25 protein-coding genes are annotated in these 23604 nt (G+C 37.6%); 10 read left to right on the top strand and 15 right to left on the bottom strand.

Going from position 1 to position 23604, the window contains the following annotated elements; genetic code table 11:
* Positions 1-27: 27 nt before the first annotated feature.
* Entirely contained in the window at positions 28-1497 is a 1470-nt protein-coding gene (locus NST46_RS10575; RefSeq protein ID WP_095311868.1) for a DEAD/DEAH box helicase, read from the bottom strand.
* 585 nt (positions 1498-2082) lie between these two features.
* Between NST46_RS10575 and NST46_RS10570 the strand changes: the two genes are divergently transcribed.
* Both NST46_RS10570 and NST46_RS10565 read left to right on the top strand, forming a co-directional pair.
* Positions 2083-2994, top strand: coding sequence for a DMT family transporter (locus tag NST46_RS10570; protein WP_095311866.1), 912 nt, complete (start codon positions 2083-2085; stop codon positions 2992-2994).
* Between the two features lie 103 nt (positions 2995-3097).
* Positions 3098-3952 (top strand): DegV family protein, encoded by an 855-nt coding sequence (locus NST46_RS10565; protein WP_095311910.1) that lies wholly within the window; start codon positions 3098-3100, stop codon positions 3950-3952.
* Positions 3953-4106: 154 nt separating this feature from the next.
* On the opposite strand, the gene NST46_RS10560 is transcribed toward NST46_RS10565, so the two are convergent.
* The 4 genes from NST46_RS10560 to NST46_RS10545 all read right to left on the bottom strand — a co-directional run bounded on the left by NST46_RS10560 (position 4107) and on the right by NST46_RS10545 (position 6449).
* Positions 4107-4823 carry an alpha/beta hydrolase gene (locus NST46_RS10560; protein ID WP_251660419.1) on the bottom strand — a complete coding sequence of 239 codons (717 nt, stop codon included), beginning with the start codon at positions 4821-4823 and terminating at the stop codon, positions 4107-4109.
* Between the two features lie 139 nt (positions 4824-4962).
* On the bottom strand, positions 4963-5391 hold the full coding sequence (locus NST46_RS10555) for a YppG family protein (protein ID WP_095311862.1): 429 nt from the start codon (positions 5389-5391) through the stop codon (positions 4963-4965).
* Between the two features lie 87 nt (positions 5392-5478).
* The gene (locus tag NST46_RS10550) at positions 5479-5760 is read right to left on the bottom strand and encodes a glutaredoxin family protein (protein ID WP_095311860.1); all 282 of its coding nucleotides are present in this window, start codon (positions 5758-5760) and stop codon (positions 5479-5481) included.
* Positions 5761-5993: 233 nt separating this feature from the next.
* Positions 5994-6449, bottom strand: a complete 456-nt coding sequence (locus tag NST46_RS10545) for a MarR family winged helix-turn-helix transcriptional regulator (protein ID WP_251660418.1) — start codon at positions 6447-6449, stop codon at positions 5994-5996.
* Positions 6450-6773: 324 nt separating this feature from the next.
* On the opposite strand from NST46_RS10545, the gene NST46_RS10540 reads away from it, so the two are divergent.
* The 5 genes from NST46_RS10540 to NST46_RS10520 all read left to right on the top strand — a co-directional run bounded on the left by NST46_RS10540 (position 6774) and on the right by NST46_RS10520 (position 11889).
* Entirely contained in the window at positions 6774-7727 is a 954-nt protein-coding gene (locus tag NST46_RS10540; protein WP_095311858.1) for a phosphate/phosphite/phosphonate ABC transporter substrate-binding protein, read from the top strand.
* Positions 7728-7857: 130 nt separating this feature from the next.
* On the top strand, positions 7858-8634 hold the full coding sequence (gene phnC, locus NST46_RS10535) for a phosphonate ABC transporter ATP-binding protein (protein ID WP_118889735.1): 777 nt from the start codon (positions 7858-7860) through the stop codon (positions 8632-8634).
* Positions 8631-9446 (top strand): phosphonate ABC transporter, permease protein PhnE, encoded by an 816-nt coding sequence (gene phnE, locus NST46_RS10530; protein ID WP_118889736.1) that lies wholly within the window; start codon positions 8631-8633, stop codon positions 9444-9446. Before phnC ends, phnE (NST46_RS10530) begins: the two co-directional genes overlap by 4 nt.
* Positions 9446-10246 carry a phosphonate ABC transporter, permease protein PhnE gene (gene phnE, locus NST46_RS10525; RefSeq protein ID WP_095311852.1) on the top strand — a complete coding sequence of 267 codons (801 nt, stop codon included), beginning with the start codon at positions 9446-9448 and terminating at the stop codon, positions 10244-10246. The genes phnE (NST46_RS10530) and phnE (NST46_RS10525) overlap by 1 nt, the downstream gene beginning before the upstream one ends.
* Positions 10247-10317: 71 nt before the next feature.
* On the top strand, positions 10318-11889 hold the full coding sequence (locus NST46_RS10520) for a bifunctional metallophosphatase/5'-nucleotidase (RefSeq protein WP_341137160.1): 1572 nt from the start codon (positions 10318-10320) through the stop codon (positions 11887-11889).
* Between the two features lie 156 nt (positions 11890-12045).
* On the opposite strand, the gene NST46_RS10515 is transcribed toward NST46_RS10520, so the two are convergent.
* The 5 genes from NST46_RS10515 to NST46_RS10495 all read right to left on the bottom strand — a co-directional run bounded on the left by NST46_RS10515 (position 12046) and on the right by NST46_RS10495 (position 16192).
* On the bottom strand, positions 12046-12750 hold the full coding sequence (locus NST46_RS10515; protein WP_340002893.1) for a PepSY domain-containing protein: 705 nt from the start codon (positions 12748-12750) through the stop codon (positions 12046-12048).
* Between the two features lie 31 nt (positions 12751-12781).
* Positions 12782-13327 (bottom strand): PepSY domain-containing protein, encoded by a 546-nt coding sequence (locus tag NST46_RS10510; protein WP_251660411.1) that lies wholly within the window; start codon positions 13325-13327, stop codon positions 12782-12784.
* A gap of 161 nt (positions 13328-13488) precedes the next feature.
* Positions 13489-14094 carry a PepSY domain-containing protein gene (locus NST46_RS10505; protein ID WP_341137159.1) on the bottom strand — a complete coding sequence of 202 codons (606 nt, stop codon included), beginning with the start codon at positions 14092-14094 and terminating at the stop codon, positions 13489-13491.
* A gap of 56 nt (positions 14095-14150) precedes the next feature.
* On the bottom strand, positions 14151-15503 hold the full coding sequence (locus tag NST46_RS10500) for a HAMP domain-containing sensor histidine kinase (protein WP_341137158.1): 1353 nt from the start codon (positions 15501-15503) through the stop codon (positions 14151-14153).
* Entirely contained in the window at positions 15500-16192 is a 693-nt protein-coding gene (locus tag NST46_RS10495; RefSeq protein ID WP_340002891.1) for a response regulator transcription factor, read from the bottom strand. Before NST46_RS10495 ends, NST46_RS10500 begins: the two co-directional genes overlap by 4 nt.
* 132 nt (positions 16193-16324) lie before the next feature.
* Between NST46_RS10495 and NST46_RS10490 the strand changes: the two genes are divergently transcribed.
* Positions 16325-16942, top strand: coding sequence for a VOC family protein (locus tag NST46_RS10490; RefSeq protein ID WP_341137157.1), 618 nt, complete (start codon positions 16325-16327; stop codon positions 16940-16942).
* Positions 16943-17011: 69 nt separating this feature from the next.
* Here the strand turns inward: NST46_RS10490 and NST46_RS10485 are convergent, their stop codons facing one another.
* From NST46_RS10485 to NST46_RS10475, 3 genes are all read right to left on the bottom strand, one after another.
* Positions 17012-17332: a thioredoxin family protein gene (locus tag NST46_RS10485; RefSeq protein WP_095311832.1), complete on the bottom strand. Its 321-nt coding sequence runs from the start codon at positions 17330-17332 to the stop codon at positions 17012-17014.
* A gap of 61 nt (positions 17333-17393) precedes the next feature.
* Positions 17394-18206 carry a DUF368 domain-containing protein gene (locus NST46_RS10480; protein ID WP_340002889.1) on the bottom strand — a complete coding sequence of 271 codons (813 nt, stop codon included), beginning with the start codon at positions 18204-18206 and terminating at the stop codon, positions 17394-17396.
* 132 nt (positions 18207-18338) lie between these two features.
* Positions 18339-19496 (bottom strand): CapA family protein, encoded by a 1158-nt coding sequence (locus tag NST46_RS10475; RefSeq protein ID WP_341137156.1) that lies wholly within the window; start codon positions 19494-19496, stop codon positions 18339-18341.
* A 312-nt stretch (positions 19497-19808) separates the two neighbouring features.
* On the opposite strand from NST46_RS10475, the gene NST46_RS10470 reads away from it, so the two are divergent.
* Positions 19809-19991 (top strand): hypothetical protein, encoded by a 183-nt coding sequence (locus NST46_RS10470; protein WP_095311826.1) that lies wholly within the window; start codon positions 19809-19811, stop codon positions 19989-19991.
* Between the two features lie 106 nt (positions 19992-20097).
* Entirely contained in the window at positions 20098-20952 is an 855-nt protein-coding gene (locus NST46_RS10465) for a dimethylarginine dimethylaminohydrolase family protein (RefSeq protein ID WP_340002887.1), read from the top strand.
* A gap of 122 nt (positions 20953-21074) precedes the next feature.
* Here NST46_RS10465 and treR read toward each other — a convergent pair whose 3' ends face one another.
* Positions 21075-21791 carry a trehalose operon repressor gene (gene treR / locus NST46_RS10460; RefSeq protein WP_095311824.1) on the bottom strand — a complete coding sequence of 239 codons (717 nt, stop codon included), beginning with the start codon at positions 21789-21791 and terminating at the stop codon, positions 21075-21077.
* 124 nt (positions 21792-21915) lie between these two features.
* A complete protein-coding gene (treC, locus tag NST46_RS10455; RefSeq protein WP_340002886.1) occupies positions 21916-23586 on the bottom strand; it encodes an alpha,alpha-phosphotrehalase in 1671 nt (556 codons plus the stop codon).
* Positions 23587-23604: the final 18 nt, after the last annotated feature.

The raw sequence follows: 23604 nt of genomic DNA, 5'->3' as shown, positions 1-23604 counted from the left end.
AGCCCCAATAGGGGCTTTTTCGTTTAACTATTTATCGCGGTTTCTGCGCTGGAAATTGCCTTTACGACCTCTTCCCCCACCTTGGCCACGTCCTCCGCCGCCATCTCTACGTTGACCATAGAAACGTTTATTGTTGGAACGACGGTTGTTGTCTTTAGAACGTTGTGCTTTTTTCACGCTGATTGGTGCAACAGACGAGATTTTAACAGGAGCATCTCTGCGCTCTTTTGTTAATAAGCTTAGTGCTGCTGCAATAACAGATACTGAATCATTATCTTCTAGTAAATCATTCGCTGCTGCATGATAAGATTTTAGATCTTTTTTCTCAATTGTTTTCACGATCTTATCGATTGTTACTTGCTGTTGTCCTCGCAATGCATCTTGGTTTGTTGGCGGCACAAGACGTTTCATTTTACTTTTCGTCGTTTTTTCAATTAATTGTAAATGCGCCATTTCCCGTGGTGTAATGAAGGATATTGCTTCTCCAGTACGTCCAGCTCTACCAGTACGTCCAATTCGGTGTACATAGCTTTCTGGGTCCTGTGGAATATCAAAGTTGTATACATGTGTAACTCCAGAAATATCAAGTCCGCGCGCCGCTACATCTGTAGCAACAAGTACATCAACACGGCCGCCTTTAAATTTATTTAATACAGACATACGTTTACCTTGGGTTAAATCACCATGGATTCCCTCAGCACGGTAGCCTCTTGCTTGTAATCCTTCTGTAATTTCATCCACACGTTTTTTCGTTCTGCCGAATACAATCGCAAGTTCTGGAGAGTGGATATCCAAATGGTTATTCAGTGTATCAAATTTAAATTTCTCAGGAATTTCAATGAAATACTGCTCAATGTTTTCAACAGTCATTTCTTTCGCTTTTACTTTAACTTCTTTTGGTGATTTCATTAACGTTGTAGCGATATTGCGAATCTCTTTTGGCATTGTTGCTGAGAATAACAATGTTTGACGATCTTCAGGAATACTTTTTAGAATTTCACGAATATCATCAATGAATCCCATGTTCAGCATTTCATCTGCTTCATCCAATACAGCCGTTTGTACAGCATCCGTACGAATTGTTCTTCTGCGCATATGATCCATTAATCTTCCTGGAGTTGCTACAACAATCTGTGGACCATCTTTTAAAGCGCGGATTTGTCGATCCATATGCTGCCCACCGAAAATTGCAAGTGCACGAATACCTGTGAACTTCGCTAAACGGTTTAATTCTTCTGCAACTTGAATTGCAAGCTCACGTGTTGGCGCAACGACCAAACCTTGAACCTTTCTTAATTTCGAATCAATTTTATCAATCATTGGAATACCGAATGCAGCTGTTTTACCTGTACCTGTTTGTGCTTGTCCGATTACATCGTTACCTTCCAATGCAAATGGAATTGTCTCTGCTTGAATTGGTGTAGCTTCCTCAAACCCCATTTTTTCTAAAGCTTTCATAATTGAGGCTGATACACCTAGTTCATTAAATTTTGTCACCTAATAGTCGACTCCTTTTTTTGTGAAAATTTATTCGCAAAAGAGGCCCTGAATTTTTTCTCATACTTTATTCTTTAAATAATCTTCCCGCCTGACATGCAGATAAACCGTCTTTGACGTAACAATCTCACATTTTCATTCCACCACTCCGCCTGCAGAATGAAACGTGGATAATATGCTGAATCGTAAGTAAAAAACAATACCAGCTATTTATAGGGAATATAAGACCTAAACTCGTATCATTATATTTTATTCATATTAAAGTACAAAAAAGGCTTCACCTAACGTGGTAAGAGGCCTCGAAACTAATGCTTCAACTATCATACCACATATGATGCATTTATATCTACTTCACACCAAATGATTTTTTTCATTTCCCATGTTAAAATTGAAAGTACGGCTTCACTTCGTATTCTAATAAAAAACTATAGTTTATAAAAATGGATAATTTGGGAATTAGAATGGAACAGTGTAATATTCTGTTTTACCCTTGCTTACCCTATAAACCACATTTCCTCCTTTTTTTTAAATACATGGCTAACTTTAAATTGATTGGCCAAATGAACTTGCAAAGGATGTTTTTTTATGCGACTTCCTCCATTCAACCCATATGCAGCAGTTGCTATTGGTGTCCTGGCTGTTTCTACCTCAGCTGTACTAGTAAAGCTTGCAAATAGCGCCCCTGCTGGTATTATCGCAAATTATAGATTGCTGTTTGCTGTACTTATCATGTTACCAATTGTTTTATCGAAATATAGATATGAATTTCGGCTTATCTCTAAGAAAAATTGGTTATTTTCTATTTTGGCGGGAATCTTTTTAGCACTTCACTTTATTCTTTGGTTTGAATCGTTGAATTATACCTCAGTAGCAAGCTCAGTCGTTCTTGTAACGATGCAGCCGATTTTCGCATTTCTCGGGACATATTTACTTTTTCAAGAAAGATTTTCCTACGGTGCGGTTATAAGTTTGATAATCGCTCTCTTTGGAAGTTTCATTATTGGATGGGGAGATTTTCAACTAGGCGGAATGGCATTGTTCGGAGATATACTTGCACTCTTAGGTGCAATCGCAGTAACTGTTTATTTCCTATTTGGTCAAAGCGCAAGACAACACCTATCCCTTATCACCTATACCTTTATTGTTTATGCCATTAGCTCCATCGTGTTAATTCTTTATAATATCGTGCTAGGGAATTCCTTTTTTGGGTATCCACAGGACCATTGGTGGGCATTCATTGCTTTGGCGATTATCCCTACATTCTTTGGGCATAGCTTATTCAATTGGGCATTAAAGTGGGTAAGTACCTCTACCATTTCGATGGGGATTGTGCTTGAGCCTATCGGGGCGACTATTCTTGCATATCTTGTCTTAAACGAGACAATTACATGGTCACAATTTCTCGGTGGTACCATTGTTATAGTTGGACTGTTTTTATTCATCGTAAGCACGTCCAGAAAAACAAAGGTTACGATAGCAACGAAAAACAACCAGTAACTAGGAAAGTATTGCATTGTCGGATATCGTTCGGAATTCAACCATACCTATTCCGCAAAATGCTGATATACTAAAACTTATTAATAATAAAGCGGGTGAATTTATGACGATTCAACTAATGACAGACGGTGGCGCTGATATTCCTGGGCGCTTACATGATTCTTTAAATATTAAAATTGTACCATTGTACTTACACTTTAGTGATGGTCACTATAAAAGCGGGATAACATTAGATATAGCAGGTTATTATCAAAAGGTTAAAGATTTAAAGGAACTTCCCCGCTCTGCCGCTCCAAGTCCAAATGACTTTTATGAAGCATATAAAGCAGTGGATCCGGCGAAGCCAATTATTATGTTGAGTCTTTCCAAGGAGCTTAGCAGTACGTATGATCATGCACTGCTTGGAAAAGAAATGCTTCTTGAAGAAGAACCGGAAAGAAAAATTGAAGTAATCAATACAAAAACTGCTTCTTGTGGTATCGCACTATTGCTTCATGAAGCAAAGGTTAAACTAAGCGAAGGATACTCCTATGAACAACTAGCGAAGCACCTTCAGAAACGTGTCGAGCAAACGACAACTCTATTTATTTTAAAAACGTTAGAAAACCTCGTACTAGGGGGACGACTCGATAAAGTGAAAGGTAAAATTGCTAAAACATTAAACATTAAATTGTTAATGCGTGCAAGCAGTGAGGGCTCAATTGAAGTGACAGAGAAAATCCGTGGTGATAAAAAATCGATCCGGCGATTTGTTGATCAAATCGGAGAATATACAAAGCATGTAGAAGACAAACTTATTTCTATGACACATTGTAATGACATCGAACGAGCTACGGATGTGTTAGCAAATATACGTAATAAGTATAATTTCAAGGATGCTTATTTAACAGAAACTGGACCTCTTATTTCCACATATGGTGGAGAAGGAGCACTTGTAATTGCCTTTTTTAGAGATTAATAAAAGCCTACCCCTAACGTCTTTAGGGAGTAGGCTTTTGTTCTCGCATAGAAAACTATAAAATTTGATTGCAGTGGATAACTTAGTTGCCAATCAGCCACGTCTAGCTCCAGCGCCCAACGACTAGCGAGACTGCCCTCATCTCCGTACGTCGCTAACCGGGCGCTTCCTCTTTTTGTTCTGTTTTCTCTACTAGAAAGTCATAAACCATACCATTTAACGTGTCCTTATCATCTCCAAGGCATATCAAATGTCTGGATCGTTCAAAAAAAACAACTTCCTTTTCTTCCGAGTGGATTTCTTTATCTAAATAATAGCCTGTTTTATAAGGCACCATTCCATCCTGTTGTCCATGTGCAATAAGTACCGGTGAATCAACCTTATCTAGATAACGGCGCGTAAACCGAACAAGCTTCATGAATTCAAGATTGGCTTTAAAAGGAACAGTTCCTATTTTTTCTTTATAATGCTGGTAAAGTTTATTTTCCCCTAAACTTCCTCTTACCCCATCAACAATAACTTCCGCTATGTCTAATCCGATCTGTCTAAAATTTAAATATTTCCCAGATGTCGCTAATAGGACGAGCTTATCAATTTTATATTTAGCCGCCAAATAAGCAGCAATCATTCCACCCATGGAAAAACCAATTACATAAATTTCTTCATACTTACTTTGCAGTTTTTCCAGCTCTGTTTCTGCAGCCATTATCCATTTTTTATAAGAAACATCTTCTAAGTTTAGTTCTTTTCCATGTCCTGGTAATGTTGGAACCTCAATATGCCAGTCTGTATTTTCCTTTAGAAAATCAGCCAATGGATTAACCTCGTAAGGACCGCCAGTATATCCATGTATTATTAAACATCCAATCATATGCTGCTCTCCTTTGGTCACTCTCCCACCCTTATCTATATCTTATTCAATTTTTTCATATTCTATTTGTTTTTGCTTCCTTTTTGCTCACATTTTCATTCCCTTTTACTCCATAATTATCCACTTATCGCGCAACCTCTTACCTTATATTCTTAATTAGAGAACTGAATTGCTGTACAATTGGAGAAACTTGATGGTACGTGCTTGCAATCTGTCCTACAGTGGATATAATTTTGTCAAAATCAAGCTGCCCATTTCCATTTTGGAAATAGGACATCGGATTTGCTGCAGACTGTCCTGGATTACCATTTATGTTTTGCATAAAATTAGGATCATGATTGGCATTTGGATTCATATTAGGATTACTTCCAGAATCCGCAAATTCCGCATTCGTTTGGACCTGATTAGTCCACTGACTTGGTAGCTCAGGCTTTGCAAAAAAGTCATATGGAGTTTGATGCTGTTCCGCTCCGCTCCAGTTCTGATTCGAATAGGATGTGTGATATGGGTACAGATTATGATTAACTGGAGGGGAATAATGTGGTTGATTGTAAGGTCGATAGTGCATTCGTACACACCTCTTTTTCGTTTTCCTATTTACAATAATTTATGCTCGATTGTGAAAAAGTGTGTAGATGACATGGCCAGCTATTCTCTAAAACCGTTTGATTTTTGATCCAAATTCGGAATTATCATCACTTATACCTAATTCATTTTTGATTTTACTTTCTTGATATCCAAGGATAGGGTCGTTCTCATCAATAAATGTAGCTGGAGTTCCATAGACCCCCATCCCCTGAAGTTCCTCCATATTCGCGTGATCAGCTGTTATACTTTTCTTTTCATAGGAGATATTATATTTATCCAGCAATGATAGCACCTTATCGCACTTCAAATTATTGTCACTAATATATACCGTAACATGTGAATAACGCATTAATGATTCCTCCTGAAAATTTGCCTAAAACAAGTATTTACCATACTACTTTTATACCCAGTGACGGCTTCCAATAAACCAAAACATTTGCGAAATTTAACAATCATATTACTAGAAAACGTTGCTTCACAACATGCTTGTAATTGCATTTTAGTAAGGAAAAAGGTTATTTCAAATATAAAAAGAATCTCTTAATCAGATGACTAATTGAGATTCATTGTTCAAGTACAGTATCAAATTTTCTTAACTGTGGTTCCCAGCTTCTTTAACAACTCTATTGCAGTGTCTTTTTCCTCATCATTTAAACCATTCATAATCGTTTTAAGTTTCTCCCAATGTGCCGGAAAAATACTGTTTAATAATTCTCTGCCTTGATCACTTATACTTGCATATGTTACACGTCTATCATTAGGACTGGCCTCTCGAACGAGATACCCCTTTTTCTCAAGCTTATTAACGATATATGTTATACTGCCACTCGTCATTAGAATCTTATCCCCAATTTTTTGCATTGGTTGTTTTCCTCGATGAAAAAGCAGCTCTAATACAGCAAAATCCGTTAAGTTCAAACCTTTTGATTTAATATCCATTTCAGCTTGTTCTATAATAGCTCGATATGCCTTTGCTAATACAACAAAAAGCTTCAGTGAAGAATCTTGTTTCTTCACTATTAATGTTTCCTCTGTCAAGACAGTCCCCTTCTCTCGTTATCTTAATTATCTACTCACACAGTATCTATATTACATACAACTTTTTCATTCAGTTGATGTCCTCTATTTCTTATCGGCTCTATCTATACGAACTTTAGCCCATTAATGTTTCAAAACAATAATTAAAAGTCTGAACTTTCACCACACTTAATTGCTTACATTTTAATGAATAAATATTTCGAAAATATAGGACTAAAGCTTTGTAAATAATGTGTAAAATTCCAAAATATGACTAGCTTTTTATATAAGAATACTATTTAATAGAAATGTAACACAATTTTTACAATACATAGGAGGGTCTACATGAAAAAACTTTATAGCTTGTTGCTTGTTCTCGCATTAGCACTAGTATTAGCAGCCTGCGGCGGGTCAGACGATTCAGATTCAGGTGAAGAATCTTCGAACAGCAACGGTGATGATTCAGCAAGCAGTGAAGGTATGATTCCAGATACATTGGTTATGGGATTTGTACCATCACAGGACTCAGATACCATTGCTAATACAGTTGAACCATTAGCAGAGCGTTTAGGTGAAGAATTAGGGATTGAAGTTCAAGGCGAAGTTATGACGAACTATAACGCTTTAGTTGAAGCAATGGGAGCGAACCAAGTACACATTGGCTTTATTCCTGCGTTCGGTTATGTTCTAGCTAACGAGCAATATGATGTTGAAGTTATTCTAAAATCCATTCGCTACGGATCAGGTACGTATAAAGCACAATATGTAGTTCATACAGATTCTGGAATTGAGAGTCTTGAAGATTTAGAAGGAAAAATTTGGGCATACGCTGATCAAGGGTCTACATCTGGATACCTATTCCCTGCCAATCAATTAATGGAAGAATTCGGTTATGATACTGCAACTGAATTAGAAAGTGATTTCTTCAGTGCTACAGTCCAAAGTGGTGGCCATGATAATGCTGCAATTGCAGTGTTAGAAGGTGATGCAGACGTTGCAACTACATTTGACGATGTACGTACTGAGCTTGAGGAAGAATATCCAACTGTAATGGAAGATTTAACTATTATTGATTATACAGATGAAATACCAAATGACACAATTTCCGTGACAAAAGATTTGGACGCAGAATTTGTGCAAAAAATTAAAGACACATTCTTATCATTTAACGATGATCCAGAAATGATTGAAATTATGAACGAAGTATACAACTGGGATGAAATTGACGAAGCAACGGACGAAGAATATCAGGTTGTAAAAGATACGTACCAAAAATTCAAAGATAATATTGAACTTTAAGCTAGAGGAAGGGGGGAGTTGCAGCTCCTCCTTTTTTCACATTTTCATAATACTTTTATTTTAAAATCTAGTATACTAGCAATAAGCTTGTACAAGCTTCACTTTATTTATATTGGAGGAAATACATACGATGATCGAATTTAAAGACGTTGGCCTTGTGTACCCAAACGGTACAGAGGGATTAAAAAAGATTAACGTTACAATTAACGATGGTGAGTTTGTTGTTATTGTAGGTTTATCTGGAGCCGGTAAGTCCACGTTTATCCGCAGCATTAACCGTTTGGTTACACCAACATCTGGTTCCCTTCTCGTTGATAACGAGGACATCCTGAAGTACCGCGGTTCTGATATGAGAAAACTCCGTACAAAAACAGGGATGATTTTCCAAAACTACAATTTAGTTAAGCGTTCGAATGTACTTAAAAATGTGCTAGCTGGCCGCCTTGGTCATACAAGTACATTACGATCTATTTTCAATTTGCATAAAAAAGAAGATGTTGGCTTAGCATACGAAAGCCTTCAGCGTGTAAATATTGCAGAGAAAATTTACAATCGAGCCGATGAGTTAAGTGGTGGTCAGCAACAGCGTGTCAGCATTGCCAGAGTACTTACTCAACAACCAAAGTACATTTTAGCAGATGAGCCTGTTGCATCACTCGATCCACCAACATCCCATCAAGTCATGACCTATTTAAAGAAAATCAATAAAGAAGATAATATTACAACAATTGTTAACCTGCACTTTATTGATATGGCAATGGAATATGCTGATCGAATTATTGGAATGCGGGCAGGAGAGGTTGTATTTGACGGGCCTGTTTCTGAAGTTTCAGAAAGCACATTCGAGGAAATTTATGGACGTTCGATACGTGAGGATGACTTGCGTGGGGGGGCAGACGAATCGTGACAAACGAAAACAATTCTGTGACTACCAAAAAAGTACCATCCATCTATCCAGCTAAAACAAAAATACAAGTAACCGTTATATTTTTTGTTGTGCTTGGTATCTATTTATTTAGCATGACTTGGACCCAGCAGCAAATGGTCGGTGGTTTTAGCGGTGCATTTCAAAATGTATTTCAAGTTATTGAAAAGTTTTTCCCGCCAAATACAGCCGTCATATCAGCTATTTGGGGACCAATGGTAGAAACCATTCAAATGGCAATTATTGCTACAACCGTTGCCGCAATTCTTACGGTTCCACTCGCTCTTTTAGCGGCACAAAATGTTACGACATTTAAGCCATTATATTACATTACTCGAACATTTTTAAATTTATTGCGGACGATACCTGATTTAGTATTGGCTGTTATCTTTGTTGGTCTATTTGGAATTGGGTTATTTCCTGGAATTTTAGCCCTTATCATTTTCTCATTAGGGATATTAGCAAAGTTAATAAGTGAGACAATTGAATCGGTGGACATGAATCCATTGGAAGCAATGCGAGCATCTGGCGGGAACGTATTACAGGTTATTTGGTATGCATTAATTCCGCAAGTGCTGCCACAGTTTACTTCATTAGTGCTTTACGTTTTTGAAATTAATATTCGTGCTTCTGTTGTACTGGGATTAGTTGGTGCAGGTGGGATTGGTTTAATATTAAACCAGCAACTGGGCTTTTATAATTACCCAAATGCCATGATGATTATTATTCTTATCTTTGTAGTTGTCATTGTTATTGAATATATTAGTACGAAAATAAGGGAGGCATTGCTGTAATGAAACATTATTCTTTACCTCCAAAACCAAAAAATTCAGCTTTTAAAAAGATTAGAAATATCGGTATCACAATACTAGTCGTCGCGATGTATGTATGGACATTTCTCAGTATTAATATTGATTGGGGACGTGCCATCGAACGTGCAGCAAATAACTTCTCTCGCGTGATACCAAGATTGTTCAGCCCGGATTGGGCGGCGACTAGTGATGTAGCAATGAGCATGCTCGAAACCGTATTTATTGCATTTGCAGGGTCTTTAATGGCAGCCGTTATTGCTGTTCCATTGGCATTCCTTGCTGCCCGTAATATGATGGGCGGCGTCATTGCTTCAACAATCGGGAAATGGATACTCTCTGCTGTTCGTGCATTTCCAGACATCATTTTAGCGATCCTATTCGTTGTAGCTGTAGGACCAAATGCATTCGCTGGGGTTCTAGCCATTGCAATTGGCTCGACTGGGATGCTAGGAAAGATGTTCTCGGAGATTATTGAATCCATAGATATGAATGTTGTTGAAGCAATGGAAGCAAGTGGTGCGAACAAACTGCAAATTCTATTTTACGGAGTGCTTCCGCAGATTACACCGGAATTCTTGTCCTATGCTATCTATCGATTTGAGGTAGATATTCGAGCCTCTTCCATTCTCGGCATCGTAGGAGCGGGCGGTATAGGTACCATGATTATCTTTGCATCCAGCAACCGAAACTGGAATGAAATGGGTACGATTTTACTTGCGATTATCATTGTCGTCACAATCATCGACTTTGCTTCGGCAAGAATCAGACGTAAAATTGTTTAAGACGTTATAACAATTACGATGTCCCTAAGGTTTCCTTTGGGACATCTTTACTGTAGGAAGGATGTTTTATTTTGCATACGCAATCATCAATCACACTGCTCTACACAAGTGATATTCACGGCAACGCAATGCCTATTTTGTATGGAACAAATGAGGAAGCTCCAATTGGTTTAGCCAAATATGCCACCATTGTGAAACAAATTCGGCAACAAGAAGAAAACTTAATCGTAGTTGATAATGGAGATCTTATTCAAGGCACACCGTTAATGACACATTATGTAAAGAAACATCAACATCATGAGAATCCGATGATTGGAATTATGAATCGAATTGGTATTGATGCTGCTGTGGTTGGTAACCATGAATTTAATTTTGGAGAAAAAATACTAACAGATGCAGTCAACCAATCTAGCTTTCCATGGGTATCGGCAAACATTTTGGATAAAGAAACAAAGGAACCGAAGTTTGGTCCTCCGTATATTATAAAAACGATGAAAAACGGGATTAAAGTTGCCATTGTTGGTGTCACAACCCATTTTATCCCTAATTGGGAAGCACCGGCACATATTAGAGGGATTCAATTCCAAGATGCATTTACCACTTTAGAAGGTTGGGTTAAGAAGATTCGAGATGTTGAAGATCCAGATGTGCTCATTGCTTCTTACCATGGCGGATTTGAGCGAGATTTAGAAACTGGTGAACCAACGGAGCCTTTCACAGGGGAGAACCAAGCATATCAAATGTGCGAACAAATTAAAGGGATTGATGTTCTTTTAACAGGGCATCAGCATCGTCAATTAAACGATATGCTTCATGACATACTAATTCTACAGCCTGGTAATAATGGACAAGTATATGGAGAAGTTCACATCGATCTAGAAAAAAAGAATGGAAAATGGAAGATTATCGAAAAGAGAGGCACTCTTCATACATTCGAAAACACGGAATCAAACACAGATATAATCGATTATATGCAGGAAATGGAGGCATCGACACAGCAGTGGCTGGATCAGCCGATCGGATCCATTGAAGGGGATATGACAATCACCTCTCCATTTGACGCACGAGTTAAAAAACATCCATTTATCCAATTTATTCAGGATGTACAAATGGCGGAAAGTGGTGTTGATATTTCAGTTACGTCACTTCTTAATAATGCATCAACTGGCTTTAAACCTGTTGTCACCATGCGAGATATCGTATCAAACTACATGTATCCAAACACACTTGTCGTTCTTGAATTGACTGGTGAAGCAATTAAAGCTGCCTTGGAAAAAAGCGCCGAATACTTCACTGTTTTAGACAATAAACTAGCCGTTAATCCAAGTTATATTGACCCGAAGCCGCAGCATTACAATTATGATATGTGGGAGGGAATAAATTACACCATTCATGCCTCTAATCCAGTCGGTTCACGTGTAACTGCTGTCACCTATCATGATAAACCGCTTGATCACAGTAAGACGTATCAGGTTGTATTAAATAATTATCGTGCTTCTGGTGGAGGAAATTACGACATGTTTAAAAATAAGCCCGTTATTCAAGAAATTCAAAAGGATACCGTTGAGTTGATACGAGCATACTTTGAAAAGCATAAAACCGTGCAAGCAACCGTAAAAGATAACTTTCGAGTGATTGTATAACTCCCTCGAGAGGATTGTTGCTTATATTTCTGCATTTGGTGCTTTAGCGAGGTGGGATGGTGCTTTATTTCTGCTTTTGGTGCTTTATTTCAGGATCTAAAATCGAATTGAATAAAATGCAAGGAGCGCCTGACCTAAAGGCAGGCGCTCCTTGCATCAATCATCAATTTCTAAATCCATGAACAGAATTTCTCCTGTATATGCATCGATCTCTATCTCTGCCTCATTGTCTCCATCTGCTATTTCTACTTCATAGATAAGCCGATCATCATCATCGTCGAGTTCAATTCCTTCTATCGTTCCTGAAAATTCAGCTAATGCAATACTTCGCGCTTTATTCGTTCCAATTACTGCTTTTTTTGCCTGCTGTTGCTTCGATTTAGGCTCAGAATTATTCGTTTCATCATTAGTTGACTTTACAGCTGCTTTTTCAGCTTCAGATTTTGAATCTTCACTCTTGCCACTGTTCAGTTGGTTTAAAGATTGTTTTTCTTTTATAGTGATTTCATTTTCATCTTGTTTTTCCTGCTTATTTGCGGTTGGTTTAACTTCTTGATCAGTCTCTTGTTTATTTGCTTTCGACTTTTCCGTTAAATCCAATACCTCACCAGTATTTCCATCAATTAACAGATTATATTTTTGACTATCAATTTCTAGATTGACTTTATAAACGGGATTTTTTGACTCATCATCCAACCCTACTTCCGTAATTTTCCCTGGATATTGATCTTTAACCTGTGTCATAACATCTTTTCTGGTAAGGTTAGGCTCGGCTTTTACAATAAGCGAGTGTGAAATGCCAAGCCCCAGGATTGTAACCGTGATGATCGCACCTAGCAATATAATAAGCTTCTTTCTCATTTCGGCCCCCCCCTTTTTCAGAACGACTTTATCAGTCGTCGTCTTCTGTATCAATTTCCATTTCTAAAATTTCTCCGGTTAATGCATCAATTTCAAATTCAGCCTCTTTATCGCCATTTCTTACTTCCATCTCATACACGTAACGTCCGTCATCCTCATCCAGCTCAAACTCTTTGATTGTTCCATCGAATTCCTTCAATGCAATTTCTCTTGCTTTTTGATCTCCGATTAAATTCTCAACGGATTTATTCTGTGCAGCTGTAGTTTCACTTTCATTCTTTTTGTTGAAATTTGTTTCTTTGTGCTTTTCATTTAGAACTTCACCTGTATCGCCATCTAATTTCAATTCATATTCTACACCATCACCTTGAATTTCTACCTCATATACAGTTTTATTACCTTTCTTATCAACTTCCAACTCTGTAACCGTTCCTGGATATTGATTTTGAATCAGATCACTAATTTCTTCCGAAGATAAAGTTGGGTTTGCTTGTGCTGCATCTGAATGATAGACCCCCATCCCAATAACTGCTGCCGCTGTTACAGTACCAATTGCAATACCTAGTTTCTTTTTCATTTGTAATTCCTCCTTGTTTTCTTGTTACCTTTATCTTAAACAGGTGGAATGAAAGTGCACTGTGAATAAGATTAGAATTTGATGAGAAAAAAATAAAGTTTTTATCAGAAGACTTTTCCACTAAAAAAACTGACAGCGTTCAATCGCTGCCAGTCTGCATCTTAATCATCGATATCAATGTCTAAGACCAAAATCTCCCCTGTGTAGGCATCGATTTCGACCGTTGCCTCATCTTCTCCGTTCTCGATTTCTATTTCATAAATTTTTCTTCCGTCATCCTCATCTAGCTCTAAATCTACGACAGTTCCAGCAAATTCTTTAAGCGCAATTTCTTTAGCTGCATCTTGACTTAGCATTGCATTGGATGCACCGTTTTCCTTTTTCTCTTCCGTTTGTCCAGGTTCATTTGTGCTTGGTTCTTTATTAGAATCGTTCTCTTCTGCTTGATTATTATCATTTTGTTCGCTGCTTTCAGTTGTTGCTTCACCTAATATTTCTAAGTCAGTCACTTCACCAGTATTTCCATCTAATGTAACAGCATAGTTATTTCCTTTGCTTTCAATTCTAACTTTATAAATTGCCCCATCTTCATTCTTTTCTAGATCCGTTGTTGTAATTGTTCCTGGATATTGCTCTTGAACAAGATTTTCAACTTCTTCCTGCGACAACTCTGGCTCGGAGGATGAAGCACCCGATTGATAGATACCAAACCCTAAAGCAAGGACTCCAACGAGACAGACTCCAGCAATAATTAGCTTTTTTCTCATAGATTCACTCCTCTCGTTATAGAATCCATTTTACTATTATAAAAATAAAACCTGTGCTACTCCCTATACGGCAAACAAAGCGTAAAGGTCGAGCCTTCTCCAACTTTACTGGATACAGAAACTTCTCCATGATGCTCCTCTGTAATTACCTTTGCAATTGCTAAACCGAGTCCTGTTCCACCAGTTTCTCTACTTCTCGCTTTATCCACGCGGTAGAAACGGTCGAATATCCGCTTTTGCTCATCTTCATGTATTCCTTGTCCATGATCCTTTACTTGAATAATCACATCATCATTCAATTTTGAAGCACTGACATTTATTTTATCATTACTGTATTTTATTGCATTTTCGATGAGTATATAAATAACTTGTTCAAGTTGATCACGATTACCATAAACCATTAAGTCGTCTGCATTTTGCTGGAAATTAATCTTACGTGCATAAGCCTTCTCAAATGTTTCTACCGTCTCCTCGGTAAGCTCTCCGAGATCAACACGATTCATTTCTTGTGCTTGGCGATTTTTCGCGAGCGATAAAAGCTGTTCCACGAGCTTTTTCATTCGATCTGCCTCTGAATCAATCGCTTCAATTGACTCTTGCAGCAGCTCGGGATTTTCCATTCCTCGACGTTCTAACAGCTGTGCATAGCTTTTGACAATCTGTATTGGTGTTTTCAGTTCATGTGAAGCATTCGAAACAAAAATTTCTTGTTTTTCAAAGTTATCTCTCAAGTAATCGATCATCTCATTGAACGTCATTTCCATTTCGTATAGCTCATCCTTAGAGCGGTTTTCTAGATTGATTTTTTGCCACTTGGCATGCTTCGTATTATCCTTCATCGTTTGGATTAATTTCTGAATCGGATTTAATAAAAATCGCCCTAATAGTGTACCGGCAATGATAGAAGGTATCAGCATAATCGCACCTGCTACGATGAGTACATAGAATAGCGTCTTCATCGTTTCTTCTAAATGATTGAGATGGTTGGAAAGCTGCACGGTCACAATCTCACCGTTATTCCATATAACTGGTCTTGTAATAATAGCTACATCCGGTCCATTTGCCTGAGTTTCAATTGTTTTACTCTCTGTTGTCACATACTCCCATGGCAAGGTTTCATATGCTCCAGATTTCGTTTGTAGAATGAACGGTCTGTCATTTTCATCAATTACACGAATCATCCCGTTTGTAGGGAGGTAAGCTTTGATCAACATTTTGGCTTCATCATTCGATATATCTGGATTATCTGCTAGCGTTTCGGTAAGTGCATCCATTTGAACGGCCATTTGTTCAAGATCACTATCTGCAGCTATTTTATAAAACAAAAAGTAAATCGATGTATTAACTAATAAGACGAGTACAAGCATAAATAAACTAGTAAAAAGCTGTATTTTCGTCCGTAATTTCATGTCTCATTATCCTTTATCGTATATCCGACACCTCGAACAGTTAGAATATATGCTATGTCATAGTCTTTATCAATCTTCTGTCTCAAATAACGAACGTATACATCTACTACATTCGTATCGCCATAATAGTCAAATCCCCATACTTGCTCGATTAATTGCTCTCTCGTTAATACGATATTTTTATTTTTTAATAAGCAGACAAGTAAATCGAATTCACGAGGTGTTAGTTCAATTAATTTACCTGCTCGTTTAACTTCGTGACCGTTTAAGTTTACAGCTAGATCTCCAACCGATAACAGCTCACCGGTAGCGTCTTTTTGAACTGGCTTTCTTAAATGCACCCGGATGCGTGCAAGCAATTCCTCAATTTGGAATGGCTTCGTAATATAATCATTTGCACCAAGATCTAGTCCACTCACCTTATCGTGGATCTCATCCCTTGCTGTCAATAAGATAACCGGCGTTGTTTCGTCGTTTCTTCTCACTCTTCGCAGTACTTCTAATCCACTTAATTCCGGAATCATGATATCTAATAATACAAGATCCCAGGATTTTTCTTCCATTAATCGAAGTGCCTCTTTCCCATTTGCAGCAATTTCAGTTTGATAGTTTTCATATTCTAGTTCAAGTTGCAGAACACGGCTAATCTTCTGCTCGTCCTCCACAATCAATATTTTAATTTCACTCAAAATCCCCACCAACTTTCATTCTAGGTATTATTACTTTTTTAATTTTATAATTTTATTTGCTATTATTATACTATAGAAACCATCGCTGGAACGATAGTCCCTATTACACATTTTAAAGGAAGGGTGTTCACTATGTTAGCATTAGACCACCTAATTATCGCTGCAAACGATCCTGAAAAGGCAGCACAGCAATTCGCACAAAAATATGGGGTTAAAGTCATCCAAGGAGGAGAGCACCATAATTGGGGAACGTATAATTATCTTTCTTATTTTAAAAATGATTGTTATCTCGAATGGCTTGGTATTTTCGATGAAGCCCTCGCAAGAAAATCTGGTAACCCATTGATTCACCAGCTTGTCAAAGCTTTAGATAATCATGTGGAAGCGCCGATTCAATATGCCCTTCGCACCAATCAAATCGATGCATATATAGCGCATTTTAATGCAGAGGATATAAGCTATAATGGCCCAATTCCTGGCAGCAGGAAAAGAACTAATGGTTCGACATTAAATTGGCGCATGCTGTTCCCACTCTCAGAAAGCACCGCACTTCCCTTTTTAATTGAATGGGGTACTGAGAAAAATGTCCCCGAAGATAACGATTTAATCAATGAACAAAAGCTTCATACTGTTATGACTCCTCATGATGTTCAGGCATATTCGTTACGTGTAGAAAACGGTGCTGTGAATTTAGAAAATGCTTCTTTATTTATAAAGCAAGGTAAAAATTTAACGTTTACGTTTGCTTAAATGGTTCATTAACAATAACGATATAAAAAAACAACACCCGATCATTTCCAAACATGATCGGGCGTTTCATTAACCTAATTGCTGCTGTAAAAATTCTGATACAGACTCAGGTGACTTCGTATATGCGCTATGCTGATGGGCAAGCTTCTCACCATTTTGGAAAATCAAAATACTTGGAATTCCCATTACCTGATGGTTTTCTGCAACACCTGCCACTTCATCGCTGTTCACTTCATACCATTTATAATTATTAAATTCTTTTATAACATCACCAATAAACATGTCCAGCACTTTACAATCTGGACACCAGTCTGCGTAAAATTTAACAATTACTGGTTCGTCACTTTGAATGATTTCATTAAACTGCTCTGCCGTTTGAATAGCTTCCATAACTGTTCACTCCTTTTTCCTTTTAACAATGATTATACGCTTCTTTCATTTCTTTTTCACGTTACTTGTATTCAATTCTTCCAAGCGTAATGGCAGCAAGAAGACCAGCGATAAAGGTTGCCACACTAACGAGCAGCATCGGCACGCTCTCTGGCCATCCAGGGAAGACAGCAAAGCTCGAGCCTATAACCAATCCAATGATTACAGCAAATGTACCGGTATAATAATGATTCAGGAAAAATGCGACAACCTTGCTCATCACAATAAATCCTATCGCAATTCCTAACCCAGTAACAATAATAATATCGAAATAAAGATTACTTATAGCTGAGATGATTGTGGAGTATACACCAATAAGCAATAGCATAAACGACCCACTAATACCCGGAATAATCATTGCACTGCTTCCAATAAACCCTGAAAAGAAAAGCAAGATGTAAGTAGAAGTTGTAACATTTTCAATTACTGTTCCTTCATTTGGATTTAGAAAAGCCAACATTGCAACAACAATTGCCCCAATCCCCAACATCACATAATGCTTCGATTTAAATTTCTGTTTAGCTTCTGCTTTATAAAATAAATATGGCAGGACCCCAAGGATTAATCCGAGAAAAAAGAACTGCGTTGGTCCCGGATAATGCTCAAACAGCCATTCAATCAAACTCGCAAGTAAAAAGATGGCTATTACCATCCCAAGTCCTAAGGGAATTAAAAATCCGATATGTTTTTTCCATTCCTTACTAAAGATGCCGCTGATCGCAGCAATCAACCTATCATATATTCCTAGTAAAACAGCTATCGTTCCACCACTTATACCAGGAACTAAATCTGTAGCTCCCATTAATAGGCCACGATATATATTTCTCCATTCCATCTATTAACGATCTCCTTTATGTACACGAACTATAATAACTGCAATGTTTATCATACCAAAAAACACCAACAAATTATAGAAAAACCTGTATACGAAATCCCCATCTTCTGGAGAAAAGATGGGGGGCCATTATTATTCCATAAACTCAAGCTCTGGCATCCATTGTGACAGATGCGCTTTTATTTCCTTATAGTGTTGATGCGCTCCTTTAAGCTCATCCTTTGTTAGAGTGTACATTGGTGTCACTTCATAATTTGTAAAATCCTCACTAAATGTCACATAGGTTGGCATGAACTTCGGTGAATGAACTTCCAATTCTTCTGCATCACCTTTGACTGTTTTTTTAATGGAAAGTGTTAATATTCCACCAATTCGCTGGTACAGATCCTGTTGATTCGAAAGGAAATTTCCTAATGAATACATTACAAAGGTTTCATGTCCATCTTTACCTGTCACCCACTCCATTGGCTGCAGGACATGTGGGTGATGGCCAATTAAAATATCGACTCCTTGATCAGCTGCAAACTGTACAAGCTCCTTTTGTTCTTCATTTGGCATTCGCTCATTTTCATTCCCAAAATGGAGGCTTAATGTAACAACATCCGCTTTTTCCTTTGCTAGCGCTACTTCCTCGGCAATACGATCTTTATCAATCATATTCACTAAATAGTCTTTGCCCTCTGGCACAGGAATTCCATTTGTTCCATACGTATAAGAGAGAAACGCAATAGATATATCTTCTTCTGTTTCATAGATTCGTAGATTTTCACGATCCAGCTGATCTTTATATGCACCTGTATACATCATATCAATTGTTTCCCATTGACTAATTGCATTTTGAATCGCAGCCTCACCACGATCTAACGTATGGTTATTAGCCAATGTAACAACATTGACACCTACCGCTTTCAATGCATCACCAACTTCAAAAGGACTATTAAAGGAAGGATATGAGGATAATCCAAGCTCTTCTCCACCAATCATCGTCTCTTGGTTTGCTACTGTTATCGTTGAAGCCTCTAATGTATCTTTGACCCTTTCAAGCATAGGAAGAAAATCATATCCTCCCTCTGTCTTTGCATCCATATAGACTGGACTATGGATAAGAATATCACCAATCGCTGAGATTGTAATTTCTTTACTAAAGCTCGGGAATTCTTTAGAAGCAACGACTGAACCTCTAACTGCATTGCCTTTACCATTCGTTACAACTATTTTATCTGCACATCCAACTAAAATAAAAGCAGCTACACATAATAATGCAAGCAAAATAGTTATCCGCTTTTTCATATAATAATCTCCTAACCTGTATTTGTCTCCATTCTACCATCGTTATGACAAATTGTGATTAGAAAATCTAAAATTCGATAATAGGATTTTTTATAATTCATTTTTCTTTCATATAACATTGCAGATAGCAATATGGGGCTCTTTTTAAAATAGTTTTATGGAAGGGATGTCGGACATAAGCATAAATTTCTTTTGTTAGCAGAAAGTAAGTCGTGTGTAATTCATTTCAGCTTTTGCTATAATATTAGTAATAAGAAAAAATTCCTATATTACCAATCCCAATTCATACATATAATTACTGAGGTGTTGCGTGTGAAACGATATCTTACATCCATTTTCATTGCTTTAAGTGGGATTATTATTCTCATTGGGGTTATGTCTGACATATACTGGGGTGGTGTTGCAGCTTGGGGGTTAGCTATTATTTGCTTACTAACCGCAGCGTATTATACCAAATATATCCCCAATGAAAAAAAACGTAAGAAATCCAAATAATAATATTTAAGCAATAGTACTTACTAACCGGTTACTACAGCAATCCAATTATCCGAAGCATACATATTATGAGGTAAACGATCGACTAGTGATTGGGGGAGATGAAGTGAACACAGAAAAAAACAGAGATATAGCTTACTGTCATAATGAATATGATCCATTGAAAAAGGTAATTACGGTTTCTCCACGCTATATGCAAATTAATGAAGTGATCAATCAAACCCAAGCGTATTATGTAAACGATAATATTAATCAAACAAAAGCAGTAGAGCAACATGCCAACCTTATCCATCACATGGAATCCATTGGGATTGAGGTTATCAAACTGAACGAATTAGAGCACTTGAATGAGCAGGTGTTCACGCGTGATATCGGTTTTACGATTGGAAATACGTTTTTTGTATCTGCAATGAAAGAAGACATTCGTAAAAAAGAGCAGAACATATTATTAGATTGGCTACAGCGAAACAAAGTTGCTTATTTTCCATTCGAGACGGCATCAATTGAAGGTGGAGATGTCATTATTGATCATTCAAAGGTTTGGGTCGGAATCAGTGACCGTACTTCTAAAGAGGCAGTAGCTGTTCTACAAAGCCAGCTTCCGAATCATGAAGTATCTCCCATTAAATTACGAAAAGATATTCTTCATTTAGACTGTATTTTCAATATTATCGATGCTCAAACTGCATTAATCTATCCACCAGCTATGGATTCTGATGCTTATCTTATGTTAAAAGAAGAATATACACTCATTGAAGTAACAGAGGAAGAACAATTCCACTTAGGTCCCAATGTACTTTCACTTGGAAATAAACACGTTATTAGCCTGCCTGAAAATAAACGCATGAACCAAAAATTAACCGAAATGGGCTTTCGAATCACCGAAGTACCGTTTTCTGAAATTATTAAGTCTGGGGGATCCTTTCGCTGCTGTACGTTACCATTAATTCGAACGTCCTGATAAAGTGAAATTTCATTCATTGGGGATATTACAGCTCGCTAATGTATGCTAAAACAAATACCAGCCTTCTAGTGATGGCTGGTATTTTAGTATTATAGTTTCATTTGAATAAGACCTGCTACTTAATTCTTTACTCTTCTCGCAAAGTCAACAAATCGAAATTTGTCCGGTCGATGCCTGGACTCTGTGCACTGAAATAAATTAGCATCCTGTAAATAAACCTGACTTCGGATAACGACAATATTTGAGAAACCTTCTAAGTCCAATAATTTCCGGTCCTCTTCTGTTGGATCTTCCACGACAATTTCTTTTTGTGCAAAACCAATCTCCAGTCCTAGATTATTCTCGATATGATGATAGATTGATTTCTCACATATATCCAGGGAAAGCAAGGGAACATAACGCTCCGTGAAGTAATCTTTATCCAAAATAATTTTCTCTCCTGAAATCTCTCGCACTCGCACAACATTCCAAATGCGCTCACCTTGCGTCATTGCTAACATTTTAGTTATCTCATGATTAGCGTCCAGGTACCCCAACTGATGCACTGCTGTGCTACTCTCCAATTGAAGCTTCTCTGCCAGCTCTGCATAGCTTTCAATACCGGAAACAGGAAAAGAAAACTTATGAATATCAATCACCACCGATCCTTTTCCCCTCACCTTTTGAATATAGCCATTGTGCGATAACAGATTTAACGCCTTTCGTATTGTTTCTCGTGAGGTGTCATACTGAATCGATAATTCATTTTCAGAAGGTAACAGCGTAGATACCGGCCATGTATTTGCTTGTATTTTGTTTACTAAATCATCGTAAATTGCTAGATATTTCTTTTGCATGTCTTAAACCTCATTACGTTGCATAATCAAGAGGAACTTGCTTCACTCAGCAAGGGCTCTGTTTCAACAAGAATATGACCTAAAATAAAATCCCAGCGATTTTATCACGCTTGGAGAAGGGATATTACATCCTCGGTGATGCGTGGTAAACAATCGATTCATAAGGTCTTAAACTTAACTGCTCCAGCGACTGTGGTGAATCAGCGTAATTGGATAACAAAATTTCTGGGTTTGCTATTTTCTTGTCCAGCTGTAAATCTACCGTTGCATTATCTCCAGAAAAATTACTTATAACAATCAGCTTTTCGCCATTCCAGTTTCTTGTATATGCAAATATTTTAGGATCATCCTCAAATAGTAGCTGGTAGTCCCCATACGTAATAATATCATATTTCTTCCGTAATTGAATCAACTGCTGATGGTGATAAAAGATAGAATTTTTATCCTCTAAAGCTCGATTAACATTGATCTCAGGATAATTAGCTGCAACATTGATCCATGGCGTTCCAGATGTAAATCCTGCATGCTTTTCATTAGACCATTGCATTGGTGTGCGCCCATTGTCACGTGATTTTTGCTGTAAAATCGCTATTGTTTCCTGTTCTGATTTTCCACTGTCTCGTAATGATTTGTACGCATTTAACGACTCTACATCACGGTACTCATCAATAGAAGTGAAATTAGGATTTGTCATCCCAATCTCTTCACCTTGATAAATATATGGCGTACCTTTCATCATATGAAGTGTGGTGGCAAGCATTTTTGCTGATTCACGGTGCAGCTTCGTATCATCACCAAATCGCGATACAGCACGCGGCTGATCATGGTTACACCAGAATAAAGCATTCCATCCGTTTTCTTCGTGCATCCCAACCTGCCAATCCGAAAGAATTTTCTTCAGCTTCAAGAAATCAAATGGAGCTTTTGTCCACTTTTCTCCATGTGGATAATCCACTTTCAAATGATGAAATTGAAATGTCATCGAAAGCTCTTGTCGCTCAGGTTGTGTATAAAGCACACAAGCTTCAAGTGAGGTTGACGACATTTCACCGACCGTCAGCATATCGTATTTTGAGAATACTTCCTGATTCATTTCATTTAAATATTCATGGATGCGGGGTCCGTCTGTATAAAATCTGCGACCATCCCCAATGACGTCATTTGGAAAAGTTTGATCTTTTGAAATTAAATTAATAACATCAAGCCGGAATCCATCAATTCCTTTTTCCGCCCAAAAACGCATCATATCAAAAAGCTTTTCACGCAGCTTTTCGTTTTCCCAATTCAAATCAGCTTGTGTTCGATCAAATAAATGCAAGAAATATTGTTCCGTTTGCTCATCATATTGCCAAGCAGAGCCACCGAATTTGGATTGCCAATTGTTTGGCTCTTCCCCATCAACCGGATCTTTCCAAATATAGAAGTCACGATATGGATTATCCTTGGATTTCTTTGCCTCTTGAAACCATTCATGCTCTGTTGATGTGTGATTAATAACAAGATCCATAATCAGCTTCATATCAAGTCGATGTGTTTCTTCTAATAGCTCCTCAAAATCTTCCATGGTTCCATATCCTGGTTCAATAGAATAGTAATCACTGATATCATATCCATTGTCATTTTGCGGTGATTTATAAACCGGTGTTAACCAAATAACATCGACACCCAGTTTTTTCAGATAGTCTAATTTCGAGATAATACCTTGAATATCTCCCGTTCCATTCCCTGTTGTGTCGTGAAAACTTTTTGGATAAATTTGATAAACGACTGACTTTTTCCACCATGCTTCGCTCATATTTTCACTCCTAATCTA

Origin of the sequence: Oceanobacillus sp. FSL W7-1309, from assembly GCF_038002145.1 — a bacterium.
Lineage (GTDB): Bacteria > Bacillota > Bacilli > Bacillales > Amphibacillaceae > Oceanobacillus > Oceanobacillus profundus.
The sequence above is the reverse complement of the archived record's forward strand: the minus strand, read 5'-3'. Positions and strand labels throughout refer to the sequence as shown.